Source organism: Erythrobacter sp. MTPC3 (genome assembly GCF_042854385.1).
GTDB lineage: Bacteria > Pseudomonadota > Alphaproteobacteria > Sphingomonadales > Sphingomonadaceae > Erythrobacter.
The window spans coordinates 132,528-152,398 of the sequence record NZ_BTGP01000002.1 but is presented as its reverse complement, the minus strand read 5'-3'; the positions used below and the strand labels follow the sequence as shown (position 1 = coordinate 152,398).

Annotated in this window: 19 protein-coding genes; 8 read left to right on the top strand and 11 right to left on the bottom strand. The window is 57.2% G+C overall.

The annotated features are described in order from the left end of the window. The first annotated feature begins 7 nt into the window (after positions 1 to 7). Positions 8 to 1,657, top strand: coding sequence for an ABC transporter ATP-binding protein (locus tag ACGHU1_RS03430; protein ID WP_390583478.1), 1,650 nt, complete (start codon positions 8 to 10; stop codon positions 1,655 to 1,657). A gap of 24 nt (positions 1,658 to 1,681) precedes the next feature. Here the strand turns inward: ACGHU1_RS03430 and ACGHU1_RS03425 are convergent, their stop codons facing one another. The 5 genes from ACGHU1_RS03425 to ACGHU1_RS03405 all read right to left on the bottom strand — a co-directional run bounded on the left by ACGHU1_RS03425 (position 1,682) and on the right by ACGHU1_RS03405 (position 6,018). Further along, positions 1,682 to 1,963 (bottom strand): PqqD family protein, encoded by a 282-nt coding sequence (locus tag ACGHU1_RS03425; RefSeq protein WP_390583476.1) that lies wholly within the window; start codon positions 1,961 to 1,963, stop codon positions 1,682 to 1,684. Further along, on the bottom strand, positions 1,960 to 2,724 hold the full coding sequence (locus tag ACGHU1_RS03420) for a hypothetical protein (protein WP_390583474.1): 765 nt from the start codon (positions 2,722 to 2,724) through the stop codon (positions 1,960 to 1,962). The genes ACGHU1_RS03425 and ACGHU1_RS03420 overlap by 4 nt, the downstream gene beginning before the upstream one ends. 86 nt (positions 2,725 to 2,810) lie before the next feature. Further along, a complete protein-coding gene (locus ACGHU1_RS03415; RefSeq protein ID WP_390583472.1) occupies positions 2,811 to 3,923 on the bottom strand; it encodes a 50S ribosomal protein L11 methyltransferase in 1,113 nt (370 codons plus the stop codon). 35 nt (positions 3,924 to 3,958) lie between these two features. Then, on the bottom strand, positions 3,959 to 4,108 hold the full coding sequence (locus tag ACGHU1_RS03410) for a lasso RiPP family leader peptide-containing protein (protein WP_390583470.1): 150 nt from the start codon (positions 4,106 to 4,108) through the stop codon (positions 3,959 to 3,961). A 35-nt stretch (positions 4,109 to 4,143) separates the two neighbouring features. After that, the gene (locus ACGHU1_RS03405) at positions 4,144 to 6,018 is read right to left on the bottom strand and encodes an asparagine synthetase B family protein (protein WP_390583468.1); all 1,875 of its coding nucleotides are present in this window, start codon (positions 6,016 to 6,018) and stop codon (positions 4,144 to 4,146) included. A 150-nt stretch (positions 6,019 to 6,168) separates the two neighbouring features. Between ACGHU1_RS03405 and ACGHU1_RS03400 the strand changes: the two genes are divergently transcribed. The 4 genes from ACGHU1_RS03400 (at position 6,169) to ACGHU1_RS03385 (ending at position 9,216) form a co-directional block, all read left to right on the top strand. After that, positions 6,169 to 6,669, top strand: coding sequence for a lasso peptide biosynthesis B2 protein (locus tag ACGHU1_RS03400; RefSeq protein ID WP_390583466.1), 501 nt, complete (start codon positions 6,169 to 6,171; stop codon positions 6,667 to 6,669). Positions 6,670 to 6,760: 91 nt separating this feature from the next. Next, positions 6,761 to 7,036 (top strand): hypothetical protein, encoded by a 276-nt coding sequence (locus ACGHU1_RS03395; RefSeq protein ID WP_390583464.1) that lies wholly within the window; start codon positions 6,761 to 6,763, stop codon positions 7,034 to 7,036. A gap of 78 nt (positions 7,037 to 7,114) precedes the next feature. Then, complete coding sequence (locus tag ACGHU1_RS03390) at positions 7,115 to 8,500, top strand: O-antigen ligase family protein (RefSeq protein WP_390583462.1); 1,386 nt, start codon at positions 7,115 to 7,117, stop codon at positions 8,498 to 8,500. After that, a complete protein-coding gene (locus ACGHU1_RS03385) occupies positions 8,497 to 9,216 on the top strand; it encodes a hypothetical protein (RefSeq protein WP_390583460.1) in 720 nt (239 codons plus the stop codon). The genes ACGHU1_RS03390 and ACGHU1_RS03385 overlap by 4 nt, the downstream gene beginning before the upstream one ends. A 400-nt stretch (positions 9,217 to 9,616) precedes the next feature. On the opposite strand, the gene ACGHU1_RS03380 is transcribed toward ACGHU1_RS03385, so the two are convergent. From ACGHU1_RS03380 to traA, 3 genes are all read right to left on the bottom strand, one after another. After that, positions 9,617 to 12,109, bottom strand: a complete 2,493-nt coding sequence (locus tag ACGHU1_RS03380; RefSeq protein ID WP_390583458.1) for a S8 family peptidase — start codon at positions 12,107 to 12,109, stop codon at positions 9,617 to 9,619. 12 nt (positions 12,110 to 12,121) lie between these two features. Next, positions 12,122 to 13,120, bottom strand: coding sequence for an AAA family ATPase (locus ACGHU1_RS03375; protein ID WP_390583456.1), 999 nt, complete (start codon positions 13,118 to 13,120; stop codon positions 12,122 to 12,124). A gap of 361 nt (positions 13,121 to 13,481) precedes the next feature. Further along, complete coding sequence (traA, locus tag ACGHU1_RS03370) at positions 13,482 to 16,382, bottom strand: Ti-type conjugative transfer relaxase TraA (protein ID WP_390583454.1); 2,901 nt, start codon at positions 16,380 to 16,382, stop codon at positions 13,482 to 13,484. A gap of 172 nt (positions 16,383 to 16,554) precedes the next feature. Here traA and ACGHU1_RS03365 point away from each other — a divergent pair, with 172 nt between their 5' ends. From ACGHU1_RS03365 to ACGHU1_RS03355, 3 genes are read left to right on the top strand one after another with little or no spacing between them, the layout of a single operon-like run. Further along, entirely contained in the window at positions 16,555 to 16,860 is a 306-nt protein-coding gene (locus tag ACGHU1_RS03365) for a conjugal transfer protein TraD (RefSeq protein WP_390583452.1), read from the top strand. Positions 16,861 to 16,882: 22 nt separating this feature from the next. Next, a complete protein-coding gene (locus tag ACGHU1_RS03360; RefSeq protein ID WP_390583450.1) occupies positions 16,883 to 17,104 on the top strand; it encodes a conjugal transfer protein TraD in 222 nt (73 codons plus the stop codon). Positions 17,105 to 17,150: 46 nt separating this feature from the next. Further along, positions 17,151 to 18,083 (top strand): HEPN domain-containing protein, encoded by a 933-nt coding sequence (locus ACGHU1_RS03355; protein WP_390583448.1) that lies wholly within the window; start codon positions 17,151 to 17,153, stop codon positions 18,081 to 18,083. A 174-nt stretch (positions 18,084 to 18,257) separates the two neighbouring features. Here ACGHU1_RS03355 and ACGHU1_RS03350 read toward each other — a convergent pair whose 3' ends face one another. The 3 genes from ACGHU1_RS03350 to ACGHU1_RS03340 are packed head-to-tail and all read right to left on the bottom strand — an operon-like array spanning position 18,258 to position 19,801. Further along, the gene (locus tag ACGHU1_RS03350) at positions 18,258 to 19,046 is read right to left on the bottom strand and encodes an abortive infection family protein (RefSeq protein WP_390583446.1); all 789 of its coding nucleotides are present in this window, start codon (positions 19,044 to 19,046) and stop codon (positions 18,258 to 18,260) included. Positions 19,047 to 19,061: 15 nt separating this feature from the next. Next, the gene (locus tag ACGHU1_RS03345; protein ID WP_390583444.1) at positions 19,062 to 19,517 is read right to left on the bottom strand and encodes a hypothetical protein; all 456 of its coding nucleotides are present in this window, start codon (positions 19,515 to 19,517) and stop codon (positions 19,062 to 19,064) included. Next, positions 19,514 to 19,801 (bottom strand): hypothetical protein, encoded by a 288-nt coding sequence (locus ACGHU1_RS03340; RefSeq protein WP_390583442.1) that lies wholly within the window; start codon positions 19,799 to 19,801, stop codon positions 19,514 to 19,516. The genes ACGHU1_RS03345 and ACGHU1_RS03340 overlap by 4 nt, the downstream gene beginning before the upstream one ends. Positions 19,802 to 19,871: the final 70 nt, after the last annotated feature.

The following is a 19,871-nucleotide window of genomic DNA, read 5'->3' as shown; positions in this document are numbered from 1 at the left end:
GCTAGGTTTGCTTTGGCAACGCGCCCACCAGTTTCGCAGCGACCTGGCGCTGATCAGCGGCCTCACTCTGCTCAGTTCGGCTGCGACGCTTTCGTTGCCTTGGCTGGCCGGCCAACTCCTCGGCGATGTTCTGGAACCGGCGCAGGAGGACCTGGGGCAAACCATCGGCCTGCTGGTCGCAGCTCTCGTCATTCTTGCCGTGCTGACCATTGCGTCCACGATCCTATCTGCGGCCGCATCGTATCGTATTCTGGCCCAGCTGCGGCGTGACATCTACGACCACGTTCAGTTGATGCCGATGGACTTCCACGATCGCCGAAGCGGCGGCGATCTGATCTCCCTTATGACTTACGAGGTGGGCAACCTCAGCAGTTTCCTTGCATCGACCCTTGCCAATGTGCCCTCGATGCTTTTGACGGCGGCGGGGGCGACGGTGCTGCTGTTTCTGATTGATCCCACCATGGCGGTTGTCATTCCGGTTCTGGTGCCGGTGTTCTTCATCGCGATGAAGCTGGTTGGGCGCAGGATGCGGGTCTTGGCCCGGCGCGCGCGCAAAGCCGAGGTCGCGGTCATCGAAGCGGCAGATAACGACCTGAAAATGCTGCCCGCGATTAAGGCTTTTGCCGTGGAGGAGGACCGCAGCCGGGAGTACGCCTCCAAAGTCGATCAAGCGCGCCATTTGAGCCTCGCGCAAGCGCGTATCAGCGCATTTATCGCACCGACCGTTGGGCTGATCGCTGCGCTTGCCGTGATTGCCATGCTGGTCGTCGGCGCCGGAAGCCTTGCTTCGGGAGAGCGAAGTCCGGGAGAGCTCTTCGCGTTTCTGCTATATGCCGCGTTGCTCACACGTCCGGTAGGCGGGCTTGCAGACCTATATGGCCGCTTTCAGATTGCGCGCGGGACGCTTGCCCGGCTTGAAAATGTTTTCGCGATGCACCCCGAGCAAGGATATTTCGGCGGCAAGCAGCTGGTCAGGGCGAAAGGCGCCATCAAGTTTCGCGACATCTGCTTCAATTACGAAGGCCGACCCAGCCTTATCGAAGGTCTGGATTTCGACATAGAGCCGGGCGAAATCGTCGCGCTCACCGGAGACAACGGCGTGGGCAAATCGACTTTGGTCAAATTGTTGCTGCGGTATTATTCGCCCAATTCGGGCCAGATAATGTTGGACGGATCGGATATCGCCGACCTGCAAATCCAGAGCTTGCGCCGCCAGTTCGGCTACGTCCCCCAACGTCCTCTGCTGTTCAACAGTACGATTGCCGAAAACATTGCTTTTAGCGATTCGAATAGTGGCACAGAAGTCGACACAAACGCCCTAGAGCGCGCTTTGAAACTCGCACAAGCAGACCAATTCGTAGCTGAACTTCCGAAAGGTCTGAAAACCGAGATCGGCGATTACGGTGTGCGGCTATCCGGCGGTCAAGGGCAGAGGGTGGCGTTGGCAAGAGCACTCTATCGCGACCCGCCAATCTACATTCTGGATGAGGCGACCAGCATGTACGATCTCGACAGCGAAGCAGCGTTCGTCGAGAATTGTATCGAAGCGCTGCGCGATCGGACGGTGATCATTATCACCCACAGGCCGGCCAGCCTGGCATTGGCTGACCGGGTTCTTGACGTCAGGTCCGACGGGATATTCGAAGCGGGCGTTTAGTATCCCCGGTAGAGCGCTTGATGGTCAATCGCCGACAAGTTCGACCAGCTCTTTATCGAGCAAGTCCTTCAGCAAATTCTTCATGTCCGCCTCAATGCGTGTTCTCGGCGCGTCATAGACATTGTCGATTTCATCGCACAGCTTGGCGAAACTGCGCGGTTCATCTTCCAGCAATTGCCAGATTTCTCCCCCCACGGAGTCCAAGCCAAAATACAGCCCGCTCGAAAGGTTGAGCAGCACGGTCTCGCCGCCCACTTCCCGCCCCACGACCTCGTCGGACACTCGGAAAACACTATTGGAATTCATTGCGATCTGTGGCCCTTGCGCACTTCGGTCAGGATCGCTTCCCTGACTTCGGGAAGCTTTGAAAAATCTCGCTGAAAATCGAGTGCAAAGCACTCGGCTCTCTCTGCAACGGCTGCCAGCCGGTCGAAATGACAGCGCAAACGCTGCTTATCCTCAACATCTAACAAGAATGCGTGCGGCATCAAGGATATCAGCGCCTGACCGTCCCTTAGCGGGGTTAACTTGGTCGAAGCATCGTGATCCACGCCCAGAACGAACACGTATCGCAGCACCGCAGGTTCGCCTGAGAATGCGATATCACTCTCGGGGTGCAGATCAGCTTTCGCAGCGGTGGGCAAATTTGTCGCGCGGTCGCCAAGAATGTGCCGTGCGCTGTCAGGGAACAACCTCATTGCCGTGCGTTTCGGCCGAAGCCAATGGATATCGCCGTCAAAATCGAGGTCGATCACATCCTCAGTCAGAAAAGGGAATCCGTGACTGGCGAACGAGGCTGCCAAGGTGGTTTTGCCCGACCGGGAAAGACCAAGGAATGCGACGGCCTGATCGTCGATCCTTACCGCGCTTCCATGCAGGAAAAGGCCATCCTGATGATTGCCCAGCAACGGTGCAATGGCGGTGTGGAGCAGGCGCTCGATCACCTCGTCCCCGGCATCAGGCGCTGGGAACACATCTATCGCATCGAGCTGGCGGGAAATCAGAAAGTCGCCTTCATCGGGAAATCTCACGCGATATCCGCCGTCATTGCGGTAGAATTCGGCCATGCATCGCTCTGCCGGCGACAGCCAGCGATCATACGGTTCTTGATCGAGCGATGTTTGCGGCTGCGGCTCGTGGATCTTGACCGAATTCACGCCTTCGAATTGCGCGCAAGAACTGTGCGCACAAATTCCCTGCCTGCACCGATTGTAGGGCGAAGATCGGGCCGTTCGCCCAGCACGATCTCTTCGATTTCAGCCGCGGTCCGCACACCGTCGATATGGGATAAAACAAATTGCCTGTCGGCGGCCTTCTCGCTTAGTTCGACCGGCTCGTTGCCAGCGACTTTCAGATCGTCCAAAGATAACGCCATGCTGGCCCACGTGGACTGTTTTTGGATCGAGCCATCAGGCAGGCGGACCTTCCAGATCAGCAATTCTCCATCGGAACGCACCTTGAATGCGACCTCGATGCGATCCCCTGCTCTCACTGCAAATGGCCTGGAAACCGGGAACAAGGCCTGCTCCCGTTTGATGCTGGCGGTATCGAGCGGCGAATTTGTCATCCAGACGTCGCCGCCCAAATGCGCTGAAAACCAGCCAGCAATGCCGCCGAACACGCAATCGCGGTCGATGATCAGATCAGCGAAGAAGGAGCACATTTCCTCCGCTTCCGCGCCCAGTGCAACATATCCCAGCTCGGTCTCAGCGGAACAAAGCTCGTCCTCGCCAAAATTATAGGAATGCTTCGTATTGCGTGATTGCTCGTCTAGCCAGTGAAACTCTGCGGGTATCTGCTCGCCAGTCCAAGCCGCTGCCTTTTTTTGCGCTTTTTCCGAAGACACGCCAGCTATGAGTAGCTTAATCCCATCGGGCACGATGACGCCAGAAGGTTTCAGGAACCGTTTCTCGGCATCGCGCAACATGTCGACGATGCCGTAATCAATGCCGAAAAACCCGATATGGTCACAGATCAGCGCATCCACCCGTTCAGGCAGAGACACATCGAATGTCGATCCGGCAATGCAGTGATATTTGTCGGTGAGCTCGGCGCGCGTCATTGCCTCGCCGGCAATATCAATCGCCTTCGATCCATCGATACCGTAAACTTTGGAAGCGCCAGCCTTCAGGCATTGCAGACCAAGCACACCGACCCCGCAGCCAAGATCGGCGACCGTATCGCCGGGCTGAATTATCGTTTCAAATGCCTTGGAAAAAAGTTCGTATCTGCCGGGTAGAGCCAGATAGGAAATATGTTCAGCCAATACGCCAGACATAGCAAGCTGAACAATAAGGTGTCTTAGCCACCGATCATGGTACCGCGCATACGACGGCTGGCACTACCGTCACCAATATCGCCGACGCTACCGCCAGTCAGATTACGTACCGAGCCATAGCTTGTAAGCTGCGGTGTGGCATAGGATTTCTGGGTCTTGTGCATGTCGGTCATATCGGCGGTGCCTTTAATCTATATTTCGCCGCACGTTAGACTTTTTGCACCGCAATATCCAGCAAAAAATCGTAAACTAGGAATGTCCCCCATAATTCGAACTGCATATTGCTGTTTGCCAGATCGTCTGACGCGCCCCCTAAAACCTTTTCAAATTGTTGTCTTTGGATGATCTGTGTCATCGTGTCGGGCCAATCTCCTGACAGTGCTTTGGCAAGTCGGTCTTGTTCCAGGGAGACTGGAAAAGCGGCTTTCGACCGCCTTTTCAGAATTCGGTCTGGAACGATGCCCGCTAAAGCCTGCCTGTGCACCCATCTGGATACACCATCGCGGCGCTTGAAATGCTCGGGCATGGTGCTGCAAAATTCGATAAACTGCTTGCTGAACATTGGATGCCGTCCCTCAATCCCTTGGGCGGCTCGCTGTCTGCTCATCAGATCGTGGGAAAACTGCGACCACGCCGAATCGAACGCGGACTGCTTGGTAATCGCAGCGGGATCATCGGGCAGTGCACGGTCAAAAGCCGCTTTTCTCGCATAGATCGCCTTGGCTAGATCATCCGCGATATAGCCGAGATGTTCGCCATAAACCCCCGTCAGGTCATTGCGCGCCCGCCGCGCCGCGCCGCGCAATCGATGGGGCAGCAACCCAAGGGCTGAACGCCGGATCAAGGACGGCAGCGCCCTGCCCAGCCCTGAGGCCCCAATCTCTGATTGCACGTTGCGCCAATAGCTTTTGAACCTGAGCGAACGCAGATCCTGCTCAAGAAAGCCGCTCGATCCATCGAGCCATTGGTCACCGCCCGTCCCTGCAATTAGGACACGCGCGCCATCACTTACCATTTGCCGTTCCGCTAAAACGGATTGGGCGCCATTGGGATATGTCGCGATATCCCTTTCTTTTCGCGTCAACTCGGCAAACCAGTCAAGCGAAGGCACGAAGAGCGGTACTTCCGTCAAATTTCCATCGACATGCTGCGCTGCAGCGCGGGCATATTCGACTTCGTCTGCATCGGACCCCGGTTCGCCTGCCAATGTGTATCCGCGGATCGACGGCGCCTGAATTCGGCCTTTCTTATCCAATGCGTGCGCGAGACAATACAGCGACGACGAATCGAGGCCCCCGCTGACATCGAAGGCAACCGGATAGCAGGATCGCGACGCCTTGCTGACGACATCGCCCAGCATTTCCAGATACGACGCGATGTATTCCTCATCACTCCGGTAAGCGCGAGGAATATTGGTGGGCAGCGTATAATGCTTGTTCGTCGTTTTTGTCCCGCGTCTGAACGTCACGCTGGATGCGTGCGGGACTCGGAAGATGCCGTGCCATGCTGTTTGCTCAAGCGATGCGAAGTCTGCTACCGCCAATTCGGCTAAAAACTCATGGTTGGGGACAGGGGCTTCAGACATCCCTTCGAGGAGCGTCGCCACTCTTGATGCCGCGAGAAATTCGCCATTCTCGACCGTGTAGTACAACGGCCGCAAACCCTGGTGGTCGCGGGCGCAAAAGATCAGGTCCTCTCGGCAATCCAGCACAATGAAGGCGAATTCCCCGTCCAAATGCTTGGCGCACTCTTCGCCCCAATGCTCATAGGCACGAAGCACCAATTCTCCGTCGGATGGATTGCGCAGGTCCGCGCCGCGCTGAATAAGGGTCCGCTTGAGCTCTTCGTAATTGGCAAGATAGCCGTCCAGAACCACTGCGACCTTTCCATCGACGCTCCGATGGGGCTGGCTGGCGGTCCGGGACTCTTCGGTGGTGTGCAGAGTGCAAGCGGCAGCCGCGCAGTTCTTTGCCGACCATAGCGCGCTGTTATCGCAGGGTGCCTGCTCAAGCGATTGCAACATCGCTTCAATTCGTCGTGGCGCAACGGTTTCATTGGCGAAAATTGCAGCGATCTGAGACATGAATGCCTATACTGATCCGAACCAAAGGAGCCATAGCTGACGAGCGAGCGCGCGGTCTAAGATAATGGTGAACGTTTGGCAAAAGAATGCGTGGTTTTCAGCAGCGCAGAAAGGGTCGCCTTTGCCCGCCTGCCGTGGCAATGAGCGCAAATGAGCAGCCCTGCCGAATCTGATGCGAGCGCACCTTCGCTAGAACCGACGGCGTCAGATTTAGCGTGGATTGCAGCCTATAGTGTGATCGCCCTGGCAGAGTTGGTTAGGGCGAGATGGACTTTTCGCACCTTTGACGCCAAAGACATCCTGCCGCGCAACGATGCTGCCCGATCGTTATCATCCGCCTCGCCACCGGCGAACCGCGCCAGCAAGATCGCGAGGATCGCCTACGTAATGCCGCGGGTTGCTCGCCGATTGCCCTTCAAAAGTGACTGTCTGATCCAAGCGATAGCAGCGCAAGACTGGCTATCCCGGCTCGGGATGGCCAGCGCCATGCAGATCGGCGTTCAAAAGCCGGACACCAAACCCTTCGAAGCTCACGCATGGCTCCTATGCGGAGAAACGGTCGTAACCGGTGGGGAAATCGCGCATTACGAAGTTCTGTTGGACGGCACGCCAAAAACTCCCTCGGCAGGCGGAAACGCCGTCAATCCATAACGTTAATTTAACCATCCGCCGCTATTCGTGTTGCAATTCTTGGTGCAGCGCAGTACGTGATTGTGCGTAATTTGACCCAAAAGGTGCCAAAATGAAGAACCTGATAGCACGTACAGCGATGACGTTCGCCGCAGCAACCTTGGCTTTTGCGCCGATTGCAGCGCAGGCGAACACGCGCGCTGGTGACAGCACGACAGTGTATTCGCAGGGTGCCGTATCACAGCCTGGCACAGCCCGTTCAGCCGATGGTGAAGATCTGGCTGGCACAGGTATCGGCGCTTTGATCGCAATTTTCGCGACTCTCATCGTTACGGGCGGCATCATCATCCTGATCGATGATGACGATGATCAATCACCGGGAACCTGATTTTCGGCTATCAGCCACGCGGTTTAGAATTCAAGCGCACGGACTTAACGGCCCGTGCGCTTTTTTCTTGGGAATAGAATGCGGCAGCTCTCTCGTTCAACGAATCGCAAGAATGCTGGCGGTGCTTCGCAGCTCCAAGGCTTCGGACTGGACGGCGCAATCGCGCTCGCAGTTCTGGTGCTGCTCGCCGTGCTGCTCGGCGGCGGCGGCGTACGCTACGCATTATCGAACTTGGCCGTCCAAATTGCAGCGCTGACCGCCCTCGCCTTAAACCGCGATGCGGTGCTCGCCTTCATCAAGACTGCGCCCACCTTCCTCAGGATACTGGTAGCCTTCTCGCTGCTGCTGCCAACACTTCAGCTCATCCCACTGCCCGAAAGCATCTGGAGCTCGCTGCCAGGCCGTGAATTGGTCGCTGCCTCGTTCGAACTGACAGGCCGCACCGGCTTCGCTCCGATGACGGTGGACCCGGTCAGGACTGCAGTGGCATTCACCGCGCTGATCGTGCCGATTGCAATCCTTTGCGGGGGGTGGGAGGTTCCGCGCCCGCAACTGATCCTGCTGGGCTGGGTTTTCGTTGCCTTGGCGCTTTTGAACATCGTCATCAGCGTCCCCCAGCTAATGGAAGGAGGCAGAGCATCGCTGCTTTACCCCGAGCTTGGTGACCGCACCGTGTTGAACGGGACGTTCGCAAATCGCAATTCAACAGGCCTGTTCCTTGTCTCGGCAATGGCCTTGGCTGCAACCTTGCCGGTCCCGCGGAAGCTCCCGGCCGTTATCGCGATACGCATGGCCATTTGTTTGCTGCTTCTCACCGGCGTCATCCTGACCCAGTCGCGAACCGCGCTGGTGCTTGCTGCCCTGCCGCTGGCGTTTGCGGCAACAATCGGCCTTATGCGCATCAGGGTCGGCACCTTGCCAGCCACGCCCAACTTCGTAAAAATCTCTATCGCAGTCGGCGTGCTGCTTGCGATCGGAGTTGCGGCCGCAATTGCGATCAATCCAGGCCGGATTGGCACCACGCTCGAACGTTTCAATGCGGCGAACGATGCGCGCCAATACACTTGGGAAGATTCAAGTTTCTCGGCCTCAAGATATTGGCCGGTAGGTGCCGGGATGGGCACGTTCGATGAAGTCTTTCAGGTCGATGAGTCGCTTGAAAATTCGACGGTGCGCAGGCCGGGGCGCGCGCACAATGACTATCTTGAAATCGCAATTGAGGCGGGTGCTGCCGGATTGCTTCTAACCGCATTTTGGATTGTGCTCATCGCGTGGCTGTCATGGCGCATCCGCCGCTCGGAACTGAGGTGGATGGGCTGGGCTGGCGCAATCATACTCGCTGCAATAGCTTTGCAATCGATCACAGACTATCCGCTCCGCAATTTGTCGATATTTTCACTCGCAAGTTTCGCGACATTGATCCTTGCAAGGATTTCGGCTGATCCCGATGGAGAGCACCAATGATCGCCCGGCTCGTCTGGTACGGGTTTCTGGCTCTTATCGGTGTTTGCACGGCTGCCCTTCAGCTCGATCGCCAGTCGGCGACAATGCCTGCGATTGCGTCGCTTACCCCGGAACCGGTGCGCAGCTTTGCCCAGGCTCAAATCGTCGCACAGAAACTGCAAAACGGCGATCCAGCGCGCGCGCTCGATGAGGCAAAGATCTTGGTCAATCGTAGACCAATTCCCGCCGAAACGCTTCGATTGCTGGCGCAGGCGCAGTTCGCAGCAAATGCGCAAACAGACGGATTCGTCACAATCCAGATAGCCGCTCGGCGCGGGTGGCGCGACACCGTTGCACAGGAGTCAATGTTGAGATTGGCCGTTGCCGCAGGAGACGAAGCGGAAGCGGCAAAGCGCTATGTAGCGCTCCTCCTGAAAAACGAAACGTCCAACGCGTTGCTGCAAGAGATTGGCGCCGAGCTCTTCGCAGATGCAGAAAGCCCCGCGTCAACAACCCTCGCTCAAATCGTCACCGACGCAAACCGGTGGCGCACGACCTTTGTCAGGCGCGGCGCAAGAGTATTGCCGCCCGCAACCTTCGCAAAGGTCATCGCCGCGTCGATGGACGCAGGCACCAGTTTCGATTGCCAAACACTGTCGAGATCAGCGGCCGTCATCGCCAACAGAGACAGCGAAGCAGCAAGCAGGCTCAAGGGTCTCATTCAGTCCAGCTGCTGACGGCTCATATCCGCAAAATGGTGCCAGAAGAGGACTCAACAATAATTGATAACAATTTGTAATTGTTTTTGAATATGAATTCGATTTATGAATATGGCACAATCACTGGCACTAAAGAATTCTGAACTTGTGGTTCGTGTCCCCATCTCTATTACAATCGCATCGCTTCATTAAATTCCACCGCATCTCAATGCAAGCTTTTCTCATCAACTCAATATGAAATTCGCGCATTAGTATTGGCGGCTGGAAAGCTGGGGATCACGTCAGGTGCAAACCAAATTTTTGGTCCAGACCTGATACGAAGCGATAGCGTCAGGGAGGACTTACAATATAGCGGACGTATTGGTATCAACCGATGAGACAGGTGACACTGAATGTCACACTGACGAACCGGCGTGCGCTAGAAAGCTATTTCAACCTCTACCTGATTCTCGACTGCAATCTGGATCGGTGTATGCAAGTCCACTTCGAGATCTGGTGCACTCAGTGTTGCGATGAGCGAATAACGCCCGGAGCGTTTGCAGTTGGCTGAGGACTGCTTCCACCAACCCGTGACGGGTTTTATACAAATGATGTCTCTGGCGGCCAACGCGACGGCAGGTCCGATCCATTCATCGCAATGCAATGAGCCAGCCGAAATGCTGTTCGGCCCAAATCGCCAACCCGCATTGTCGCCCCCTGCTGGGCCGGGCCCAAGGGGGTCATCGCGTTCTAGCGCGTTTATTCTCTCAACAAAGTCAGCTTCGCTTTCCGTCCGGCGTCTAAGATCGAACCGGAGGCCGTAAGACTGATAACGCTGCGCATCGATTGACGCAAAGCGCCCTGGATTTGGTTCAATGAAGTAGGACAGCGTCAGCTTTAGTCGAACGTCCTGTTCGCCTAGCTCTTCAAGGATTTCCTTCGGCCAAGGGAGGCGGTAAAAATGGCAGTCAGAAAACTTCTTTGCTCCGGCGTCACTCTTGAAGGGCTTGATCTCATTCTGTGCGACAAGCGCGAGGTGATTTTCGGCAGATGCCCGCGCTCGCTCAAAGCTCGGAACGCCATGACCGAATTTTCGAAGCAAAGGGTAACGGGCAGTCATGCCCTGAGCGTTAGTTAGCTGCTGAACCATCCAAGGTGTCCATTCGGCGCTATGCACGATGAGGGCTCGGATTGTCTCAGGCCAGAAATGAGGAAAAGCAGCGGACAATTCAGTCGCGAGCTTTGCACATTGCGCCGCTGCAGCACTGGTGGCGGCAAATGGTACAAGGGGATGGGTCGCGACATTCTCACCTGTTGTGAGAAGCGACAATGAGTCAAAATTTGAGGCTTCTGTCCCTGCGGGGTTGATTGCTCGATTTCCGGCTTCGAAAACCACTTCTGGTTTGAGTGCAGAGCGACTTTGAGGCCATGTGACAGATGTTCGAGAAAACGGGCTCAGCTCGCCTGGTTGCACCATCGGCGTCCAGTCTTGAAATCCATTGTCAAGAACGTCCGACTTGTTTGTGTAGCCCCCGACGCTCAGAGCATTCCAAGACTGCGCTGGATCTTCAATTGGCAAGTTCTCTTGCGCTTGGATCTGATCCACCTCCAGTGGTGCGGGAGCATTTCCCGCAGAAATCACAAAGAGCCGTGCAGTTGGTTGATCTTCATCTCCAGCCATGTTTCCGCTAGCAGCTTGATCAATCGCTGCACTCCATGTCGTCGCACGCGCGCCGGACACGTTGTCGTTGGTAATGGCAAGGCAAAACGTCCGTTGCCGCGCCGGATTATTGATCTCAGCAATCGAGACCGCCGATTGCGTTATTGATCCATATGTCTGCGGATCATTTGCGGCTTGGCCGGCAGGTGGAAGAATCTTCACGGACTCGACCCTATGAGCCAGAAGGATTTGAGCGTTGTCTTCGAGGCGCGGAGTCAAATCTCCAAGCAATGATATACCTGCCATAGACGTGCCATGACCATGATCATCTGCTCTACCCCATGCGGCGTTCACGGATAGCAAATCAACTTCCGCAACAGCAGGTTCGAGTAAACTGTGACCGCGATTGACCCCTGTATCCATTAGACAAACTGCTGGGACATCCGCGCCAGGCCATATGACCCGTTCTACTAGGTCTGCCGTCCACTCGGTTTGATCTTCGTAATCGGCTTCTGTGAAGAACGCGGGGCTCGCACTGGCGCGTCTAAGTTCCGCAATTCCTGTTGCGGCAAACAGCAACAACTCCATCTCGATACGGCTTGCATAGATCGGGATGACGGTCGTTTCTGGGAATGAAAGCCAATAGTGCGCTTCCGCCACATTTAGCCCGATTGTTGTCGCAGCGTTCGCTACCTTATCGGCTTGACCTGGATAACTCCAAGCCTCCCACCAAATGGCATCCTGTGCCTCTTGAGGCAGCGCGCTAGGTTCATCTGTCCAAAAAGTCTCAAGGCGAGCCTGGCGGATCGCCTCAATTGGTTCGACCTTGTCTTTTCTGGGTATGTTGCCCGTCGCTGTAAGGTCGCCCTCAGTGTATTCTTGGATAATCTGTTGCAAAATAGCTCGGGCACTATCGGGTACGTACAATGCCACTGTCGTTTGATTATCGTTTTGGAGGGCATCGCCTTCAGTACGAACGACCGCCCCAGTCCTGATCCCAACACTCTTGCGATCCAGCACGGTTTCCGGATTTGACCCAGGACGCAAAGCTACTTCAACATATGTCCCCTCAGGCGGATCAATACGATCATCTTCGGTTCGATTGTCATCAGCCTCGACAAAGGCAGCATCTAACTCGGCCCTGATCCTGGCACCGTGCTGTGCCCGCATTCTGGGGGCGGCTCCACCTCCCATATTGCGCCTTGGCGCTTGATAGTCGCGACGCACGGCGCGAGCAGATATATCAATATGGGGTTTGTCGAATTCTGCCATCAGCTCTTGGTCTTAGCTTACGGCACGCGAGAACGCGTCTCGCATCTCTCGGCGCTCATGCAACCGCCTGAGGACGTCTTCCGTCTTAATGACGTCCCGTTCGTCAAGGATCGCGGTCTTCACTGCGTCTTCGGCGGCCCGTGCGATCTCAGATTGGCTTAGCCCAGCGGCAGCTTCCACAATCTTCTTCCATGCCAATCGGGGCCGTTTCATGGGCCGGAGATACCGCAGGATCAACGCCTTGATTTGCTCTTTCGAGGGAGCTTCGAACTCTATGACAGAATCGAACCGACGAAGCAGGGCTCGGTCAAGCAGCTCAGGGTGATTGGTGGCGCCTAGCAACACACTATCGGTAGCATTGGGCTCTTCCATCATTTGCAGGAAGGAGTTCAGCACCCTGCGCATTTCGGCGACGTCATTTGTCGCTTTGCGCTGGCTCCCAAGTGCATCGAATTCGTCGAACAGGTATACGCCTCGATGTTTGAAGGTCTCCTCAAACACAAGCCGAACCTTCGCGGCGGTCTCACCCATGAAACGAGTTATCAGCGACTCAAGCCTGATCACGAACAAAGGCAAGCGCAGTTCGCCAGCCAGCGCCTCTGCAGTCATTGTTTTCCCTGAGCCAGGCGGGCCGACGAACAGGACTTTGCGATTCGGTGTCTTTCCGTGTTCTCTCAGCCAGTCACGCTTCATCTGCTGCCGTATCAGGTCTTCGAGTTTTTCACTGACAGATCGATGCAGCACAACATCGCTCAGTCGGAGCTTCGGCTCGCGGAGATCGATGAGGCTTTCGAGTTCCCCCCTTGGGCGCGAGAATGAAATCGGAACACTTGCGCCACGTGATTTGACAGCCCTTGCATCGTCCACAGCGGCTCTAAGCTCTTCTGCTGTAGTCCGCCTACCACTGCGAGCCTCAGCAGCAGCAATCTGTAAGGCGATCGAGTAGAAATGCTCGTCATCGCCTGCTGCTTTGCTTTTCAGCATCTGAAGAATGTGCTTGGTGTTAGACATGCTTGGTATCCGTTCGCTCACGGTTATGCAGAATTCAGGCAAGTTTGAACATCTTTTTGGCTAGCCAAACTGCCAAGGGTCAGAGGTTCTCCACAGCGGCCCTACGCAAACCAGCTTTCCGACGATGGCTGCGCACCAGCAAAATGCATATGGATAAACGCGATCGCTTTGGACGGAGAAAGACCCGAGCGTCACTTCTTGAACGAGCAAGAGCCTGATCCGAAAGGTAATCTGAGCGTGATCAAACGAAGATCGATGCTCGAAGAATGTCCGCTTTCGGGGCCTGATAAGTTCTGCGCCAACGTCGGAATTTGAGGTGCATTCCTGCCAGCCTGCTTTCTCGGACCTCAGCGCACACAGTTCAAATAGCAATCCCCCGCCCTCGCCCAAGATCGAGCCCATGATGGAACGCGAGCTCGCGGCCAAGCGAGCGAACGCCTGCGATGCCGATACCCAGTTCGGCCTTGCGACTGGCGAGGAGGGATTCAAGCTGGGGGTCGCGCTCCAAGCTCTTAGCCATGCTCGCCATCTCAGTCCGCGCTGACCGGTAACTGCTCATTTCGCCATGCTTGTAGCTCTGCTGGCTGCTCCTCTGAAGCTTCTGCCAACGCTCCACAAACTGATCGGAACGCTCCTGTCCCGCTTCCCTGAATCTCCTCTCGGCCTTCATGGCGAGGATCGCGCGCCGCACCTGACCGTTGGCGGCTTCGTGCGCGAGCGGTTGGTCCGCAAGGTAGGCGCGCTCGATGTCGCGGGAGTAGTTTGCGCTAAAGGCGTTCAACTCTTTGCGTGCTTCCGCGAGTTCCTGCCCCATCGGCGCATAGCGGCCCTGCGCGACGAGCTGGGAGATGGTCGTGCCGTCCTCCTGCGCCATAAGAATGTTGCTGACCGCACGGGCGTGACGCCGGACAGCTGCCTGCGCCCTGACCTGGCGATCTGCTTCGGGCGCGGGCGCTTGCGGGACACGCAGCCCGTCAAACATACCGCGCACCTTTTCAGGAACCTTGCGGACGATCTCGGCGATACGCTCGCGGAAGCTGATACCGCGCCGCTCCGCAAAGCGCCGTTCCATGGTTTCGCTTAGACCATAATCGGAAACCATGTCCTTGGCGCGTTCGCGCGACAGAGTGCGGGCGAGCCTAGCGCCGTCTGCGAAGTCATCTTTGCCGTAGTGAAGCTCCAGGGAATCGCGATGGCGGGACAGCGCAACGTAGCTGCTGTGCTGATCCATTCCCGGCGTGGCGAGCACATGCGCACGGTCCACGGTGACACCTTGCGACTTGTGGATGGTCGCGGCGTAGCCGTGGTCGACATGGGCATAGTCCTTCGTGTCGAAATCCACGCTTCGACCATCGTCGAGCTGCACGACCATGCGCTGCGCGCTGACCGACTGCACAGTGCCGAGGCTTCCGTTCTTGACGCCCAGCTCGCGGTCGTTGCGCAGAAACATCAACCGGTCGCCGCTCGCAAAGTCTCGGTTGCCGCGCTCGGCATTGATTGACACGTCCTCGCCCAGCGCGCCGTCCTCGCGCAGCCTGCCGCGCGCCAGCTCGTTGAGCGCGCGCACCTCGTCATTGGTATGCGTCAGGATGATCCGCGACTGGTCGGGCTCTGCGACGCGTTCGCGGTTCCAGCCCTCGATCAGTTCCTCGCGCGCAGCGTCGCGCGTCTCGGCAACATGCACCATTCCACGCCCGTCATATGCTTCGATAGCAAGCCCGGTGCGGCCCGTTGCCAGATGGCGCGTGGCATCTCGCTGCCAGTCCTCGCGCTGGCGCCGCACTTCGGTAATCTCGACGCCGCCGTGGCGCTCATGGATGGCGCGGAAGGCCGCGCCCGCCTCAATCGCCTGCAGCTGCTGCGGATCGCCCACAAGAACGACCTTGGCCCCGGCATCATTTGCAACAGACAGAACCCGCTCGATCTGGCGTGTGCCGACCATGCCAGCCTCGTCGATCACCAGAACATCACGCGATGTGAGCAAGTCACGGCCCTCGCTCCACTGGTGTTCCAGGCTGGCAATTGTGCGCGAGGCAATGCCCGAGCCGTTCTCGAGACCTTCTGCTGCGATGCCGGACAGCGCCGCGCCGCGAACATTGTAGCCCGCGCTTTCCCAGGCCTCGCGCGCCACACCCAGCATCGCGCTCTTGCCGGTCCCGGCATAGCCGACAACCACGCCGAGATCCTTGCCAGCTGTGGCATGCTCGAAGGCCGCGCGCTGCTCGCCTGAAAGAACCAGACCGCGCTGCTCAGCGGCGGCAAGCGCGCGGTCGCGGAAACGCTCGTGAACGCGGTGGCGATCGCGTTCTGCAATCGACGCGGTAGCGCGTTCCAACCGCGCTTCTACCTCGATCATGTCGCGCGATGTGAAGCGCTCCTGTCCCCTCCCATCCTTGCCCAGCGCAACCAGATCAGGTGAGGACTCCACCGCGCTCAGCGCGCGATCAAACTGGTCCTTTCCATCCGAGTGACGGTGGACGAACCGCGCAAGGTCGCGGCGCGTGAATGTCGCCTGGCTCTTTGTGATGGCATCGAGAGCAATGTCGGGGTTGGCGATGATCCGCTCGCCGTTCTCGCGGGCGATGGCGTGATGTTCGATCAGCCGGTCGGCCTCGGGGCCCATGCGCAATGACGGCGCCCCGATCTTGGTCTGCGGCTCCAGGTCGATCCCCTGCGCCTCAAGACTGCGATGATCGATCCGCGCATCGATATCGAGCTCCGCCAACCGCTCATTGACATGTTCGGCCCAGCGCTCGCGCCATGTCTCGATCAGCTCGGTGCGGTTCCAGTCGCGCACCTTCTTGCCGAACCCGTCTTCGCTCACCTCGCGCATGGAGAGCATGACATGCGCATGCGGTTTGGCGAGACCGTCCGCGCCCACATCCCAATGGACATTGAGGTCTGCGATCATTCCGCGTTCCACAAACTCGGCCTGCACAAAGTCCCGGGCAAGCTCGATACCCTGCTGCTGGTTCAGCTCGCGCGGGATCGCAAATTCAATCTCGCGCGAGAGCTGCGCGTCCTTGCGCAGTTCGGTGGCCTCGACCTCGTTCCACAGGGTCGAGCGATCGCCGAGCCGTTCGGGCGCCCCCTCGGGCAGCATCACTTCGGAATGGACGACACCCGACTTGCTGGTGAAGTCGTGGGTGCGGTCGAGCCGGTCATCGTGGAGGCGTTCTGCAGACCGGTAGGCAGCAGAGGCGACCGCGCTCGATCCTGCGCTTCTGGAAATGACTTTTGCGGAGAAGTGGTAGATCGCCATAGCGGCAATCCAGTTACTGCAAACAAGCGACGTCGGCACGACGTATAAGCGCGCCCTCACATGATAAAATCCTGCTCGGGACTACCCGGTATCAGACCGTCCCGACGACCCTGAAGGCTTGGCGGCGTGTCTTTACTATCATCAGCGCATCACCCTGAAACGGAGAAGGAAAATGCGCAAACCAAGAGATATCGACGCCGAGCTCAAGGCGCTTGCCGTGAAGACGAAGCAGCTCAAGGAACGCCGCGTGCAGCAGCTCGGGGAACTGGTGATCGGCACCGGCGCCGATAGCACCGATGCAGAAACGCTGGCCGGTGCGCTGTTGGTCATCGCAGAAACAACCGACACCGCACGAAGGGAGAGCTGGCGCAAACGCGGCGCGGCATTCTTTCAAGGCAAGGTCCGCAAATCTGGCAAGGGAGCTCAACGCCAGTCGGGTAGCGCTGGCCCGCCTGACAGCGGCGCGGCATCGGCTTGAGGCCCGCAAGGCACGCACCGACATGCGCGAGTGGAAGATCAAGCGACGCGAACGCACGCGCCAGCTGATCGAACTCGGGGGTCTGGTCCAGAAAGCAGGGCTCGTCGAACTGGCCGATGATGACCGGGCAGTTCTGCTCGGCGCGTTCCTCGCGGTCGCGGCAAAGCTGCAAGGTGAAGAACGCGAACAGGCGTTGGTCCTGTGGCGGCGGCGCGGGAAGCGCGCCTTCGAACAAACCGAGTAAGAACAAAGGTGCGAGCCGAGTCCGGCTTTGCTACACTCATCTGACCATGCGCACTGACCTTGATCATCTGCCCCCGCAAAAGCAGCGCGAGCTTGAGCGCGTGGTGCAGCTGATCTTCGAGGAATTCGACGACGCCTTCGCGCTCGCCAAGCACGAGTGGAAGAAGGCGGGGCGCATCCTCAAGGTCATCCTTTACGGCAGTTATGCGCGCGGCACCTGGGTCGACGAACCGCACACTGCCAAGGGTTATCGCTCGGACTTCGATCTCCTCATCATCGTCAACGACAAGCGGCTCACCGACCGCGTGAAATACTGGGCCAAGCTCGATGATCGTTTGATGCGCGAATACGGCGTCACCGGCACGCTCCAAACTCCGGTCAACTTCATCGTTCACACCCTGCAGGAGGTGAACGACGGGCTGGCGCACGGGCGGTACTTTTTCATGGACGTGAAGGAGGACGGGGTTGCGCTTTACCAGTCCGACGAGACTGAGCTTCATACGCCTAAGCCGAAAACGCCCGAGCAGGCGCTGGCGATGGCGCGGGAATACTTCGATGAGTGGATGCCAACAGCAATGGGGTTTCGCAGAAATGCGGGCTATGCGGTCAATGATGGCGACTACAAATTGGCTGCATTCTTATTCCATCAAACGACTGAGCGCCTGTATCACTGTGTGCTGCTGGTCTGCACCTTCTACACCCCGCACGTGCACAACCTCGGTTTCCTGCGCACCCAAGCCGAGCGCATTGATCCGCGCCTGACCTATGTCTGGCCGCGCGAAACGAAGCGCGACCGCGCGCGCTTCGAAAAGCTCAAGGAGGCCTATGTGAAAGCGCGTTATTCGAAGCACTACCGAATCACGAAGGAAGAACTCGATTGGCTCGGCGAACGGGTCGAGGAACTGGGCCGTGTCGTCCATGAGGCGTGCACCGAGCGCCTCGAAAAGCTCAAAGCTGACGCCAAGAGTGCGAACGGATAAGCAGTAAAGCCTTCGCTCGCAGCGCGTCAAATTAGCGTGATGGCGTGTCGAAAGCGGCCTTTCCGCCCGCGACCCAGTACGCGAAAGTCGTTCAGGTCAGTTCCTCGGCGCACCGATCCTGACAGTTTCACAGGGGTGTAAGCTCAATTATCATCATTGATGTCTGCCCGTTTTTCACTCTTCAAACGCGGAAACGTCTATCGCTTTGACAAAGCGCAGTATGGCGCTGATGGACTCAAAAATCAGGCGCGCTTCGGGCGCGGTGATGATGTCATTGTCGTGGGCAAAAGACTTGTTGTTGCGAACGTCGTTGAAGGCCTCGAACAGGCTAATCGAAGACTTGATCGCCCGATCCGACGTTTCGTGCAGGTTGCGCTCGGTAACAAGCGTCTTACGATATCGCCCTACCCTGCTGTGTAGCGGCTCGTCACGGGTCACGGTTTCACCGCGCACCTCCAGCAAATGCCGGAATTTCTTCATGCAATAGGTGTGCAGCCTGTCCAATGCGGCTTGCGGCTTATTGGCTGCAATATCGCGCTCAATGGCAGCGATCAGCTCCGACAGGGTTTCGTTGCGGGAAAACTGCTCGAAGGCATCGGTGCGGATATTCTGGTCGTCGCCTTCAAGCATTTCGATGACGGAGAAAAACCCCGCCTTGGTCGCCTCAACGTCTATAGGATTGTATTCAGATGGCTGGGGCGGCCTGTCCTCATAGGCCTTCCAGAGCGCACGGAGCACGCGCGAGACTACCGAAGGATGTTCCGCCTCGCAGAATCCGCGAAGGCGTTTGCCCTTCGAGCTTCCGTGCGTTTGATAGCGCTCATCATCGATTTCGATCCTGAATTCTTCATCGAAGAATTCGGAAAATTCAGGGTCACTGAAATCGAGCACATAGCCCCTGCCGCGATGCTGGCTGATGGCTTCCTCTATCTTTTTCCAGTCCCTGTTTTTGATATTTGCCATTGGCTCACCGATGGCTCAATCTTGCCATTTTTCGTATAACTTTAATATTTTGCGATAGGACGTTCCGGCCTTAAACTCGTCGGGGAAGTCGCGCACGACACCCGTGATATACTCCCGATAATCCTGCTTCATTTCCTTCTCGGGGAAATTCCCATTGAGAACGGACGAAGCCAATCGCTCAAGCGAATTGAGGTAGTTTTCTTTCTGCACCCCGTAATCAGCAGCGATGGCTGTGGTGTCAGTTTCGTTGGCTAGGCGGTCTTTGATGTTGAGGAACTTGTCGCGCCGGTTGGCCATGTCTTGTTCGAGCGTAATGAGGGACATCCATCGCGCGCTTTTGAGCTGACCATAGATGACGTAACCGCCCCAAATTGCCGCGATCAAGGCAGCGCCGGAGATCACGGTGTAAATCAGGTCAAGGCAATATTGCTTCTCCGCTAGAGCGAGGTTAGCGGTCTCGAAGGGCGTCATTTGTCACCATTAGCCCGGGCTTCGCGCTCTGCCAGATCCCGCTCGATGTCGCGCATGAGCTGGTGCAGCGCAGACCCTTCCTGTTTTTCGACAAGGAGCTGGCCTGATCGGAAATTCTGATAGGTCTTTTTCCAGAAATCAGCACGACCGGTATCACTGACCTTAGAACTTTTAAGCTCTTTCTCGGCGTCCTCGATGGCGCTAAAAGCGGCGGCGCGATCTTTGGAATTGTAGCCTCGCCTGATCCGCTCGGCGATCTCCCGAGCATATTCATCAATAGTCATGCTGCCCCTTTGGTCGGCTAGGCCAATCTTTTGTTACCACAAGTCGATAGATGCGCTCTTTTCAGGCAAT

Bases quoted from the DNA above. Each gene is read 5' to 3' on its own strand.
- ACGHU1_RS03425 (WP_390583476.1), bottom strand. From the start codon at position 1,963: ATGAATTCCAATAGTGTTTTCCGAGTGTCCGACGAGGTCGTGGGGCGG.
- ACGHU1_RS03420 (WP_390583474.1), bottom strand. From the start codon at position 2,724: ATGGCCGAATTCTACCGCAATGACGGCGGATATCGCGTGAGATTTCCC.
- ACGHU1_RS03410 (WP_390583470.1), bottom strand. From the start codon at position 4,108: ATGACCGACATGCACAAGACCCAGAAATCCTATGCCACACCGCAGCTT.
- ACGHU1_RS03405 (WP_390583468.1), bottom strand. From the start codon at position 6,018: ATGTCTCAGATCGCTGCAATTTTCGCCAATGAAACCGTTGCGCCACGA.
- ACGHU1_RS03400 (WP_390583466.1), top strand. From the start codon at position 6,169: ATGAGCAGCCCTGCCGAATCTGATGCGAGCGCACCTTCGCTAGAACCG.
- ACGHU1_RS03395 (WP_390583464.1), top strand. From the start codon at position 6,761: ATGAAGAACCTGATAGCACGTACAGCGATGACGTTCGCCGCAGCAACC.
- ACGHU1_RS03390 (WP_390583462.1), top strand. From the start codon at position 7,115: ATGCGGCAGCTCTCTCGTTCAACGAATCGCAAGAATGCTGGCGGTGCT.
- ACGHU1_RS03385 (WP_390583460.1), top strand. From the start codon at position 8,497: ATGATCGCCCGGCTCGTCTGGTACGGGTTTCTGGCTCTTATCGGTGTT.
- ACGHU1_RS03380 (WP_390583458.1), bottom strand. From the start codon at position 12,109: ATGGCAGAATTCGACAAACCCCATATTGATATATCTGCTCGCGCCGTG.
- ACGHU1_RS03375 (WP_390583456.1), bottom strand. From the start codon at position 13,120: ATGTCTAACACCAAGCACATTCTTCAGATGCTGAAAAGCAAAGCAGCA.
- traA (WP_390583454.1), bottom strand. From the start codon at position 16,382: ATGGCGATCTACCACTTCTCCGCAAAAGTCATTTCCAGAAGCGCAGGA.
- ACGHU1_RS03365 (WP_390583452.1), top strand. From the start codon at position 16,555: ATGCGCAAACCAAGAGATATCGACGCCGAGCTCAAGGCGCTTGCCGTG.
- ACGHU1_RS03360 (WP_390583450.1), top strand. From the start codon at position 16,883: ATGCGCGAGTGGAAGATCAAGCGACGCGAACGCACGCGCCAGCTGATC.
- ACGHU1_RS03355 (WP_390583448.1), top strand. From the start codon at position 17,151: ATGCGCACTGACCTTGATCATCTGCCCCCGCAAAAGCAGCGCGAGCTT.
- ACGHU1_RS03350 (WP_390583446.1), bottom strand. From the start codon at position 19,046: ATGGCAAATATCAAAAACAGGGACTGGAAAAAGATAGAGGAAGCCATC.
- ACGHU1_RS03345 (WP_390583444.1), bottom strand. From the start codon at position 19,517: ATGACGCCCTTCGAGACCGCTAACCTCGCTCTAGCGGAGAAGCAATAT.
- ACGHU1_RS03340 (WP_390583442.1), bottom strand. From the start codon at position 19,801: ATGACTATTGATGAATATGCTCGGGAGATCGCCGAGCGGATCAGGCGA.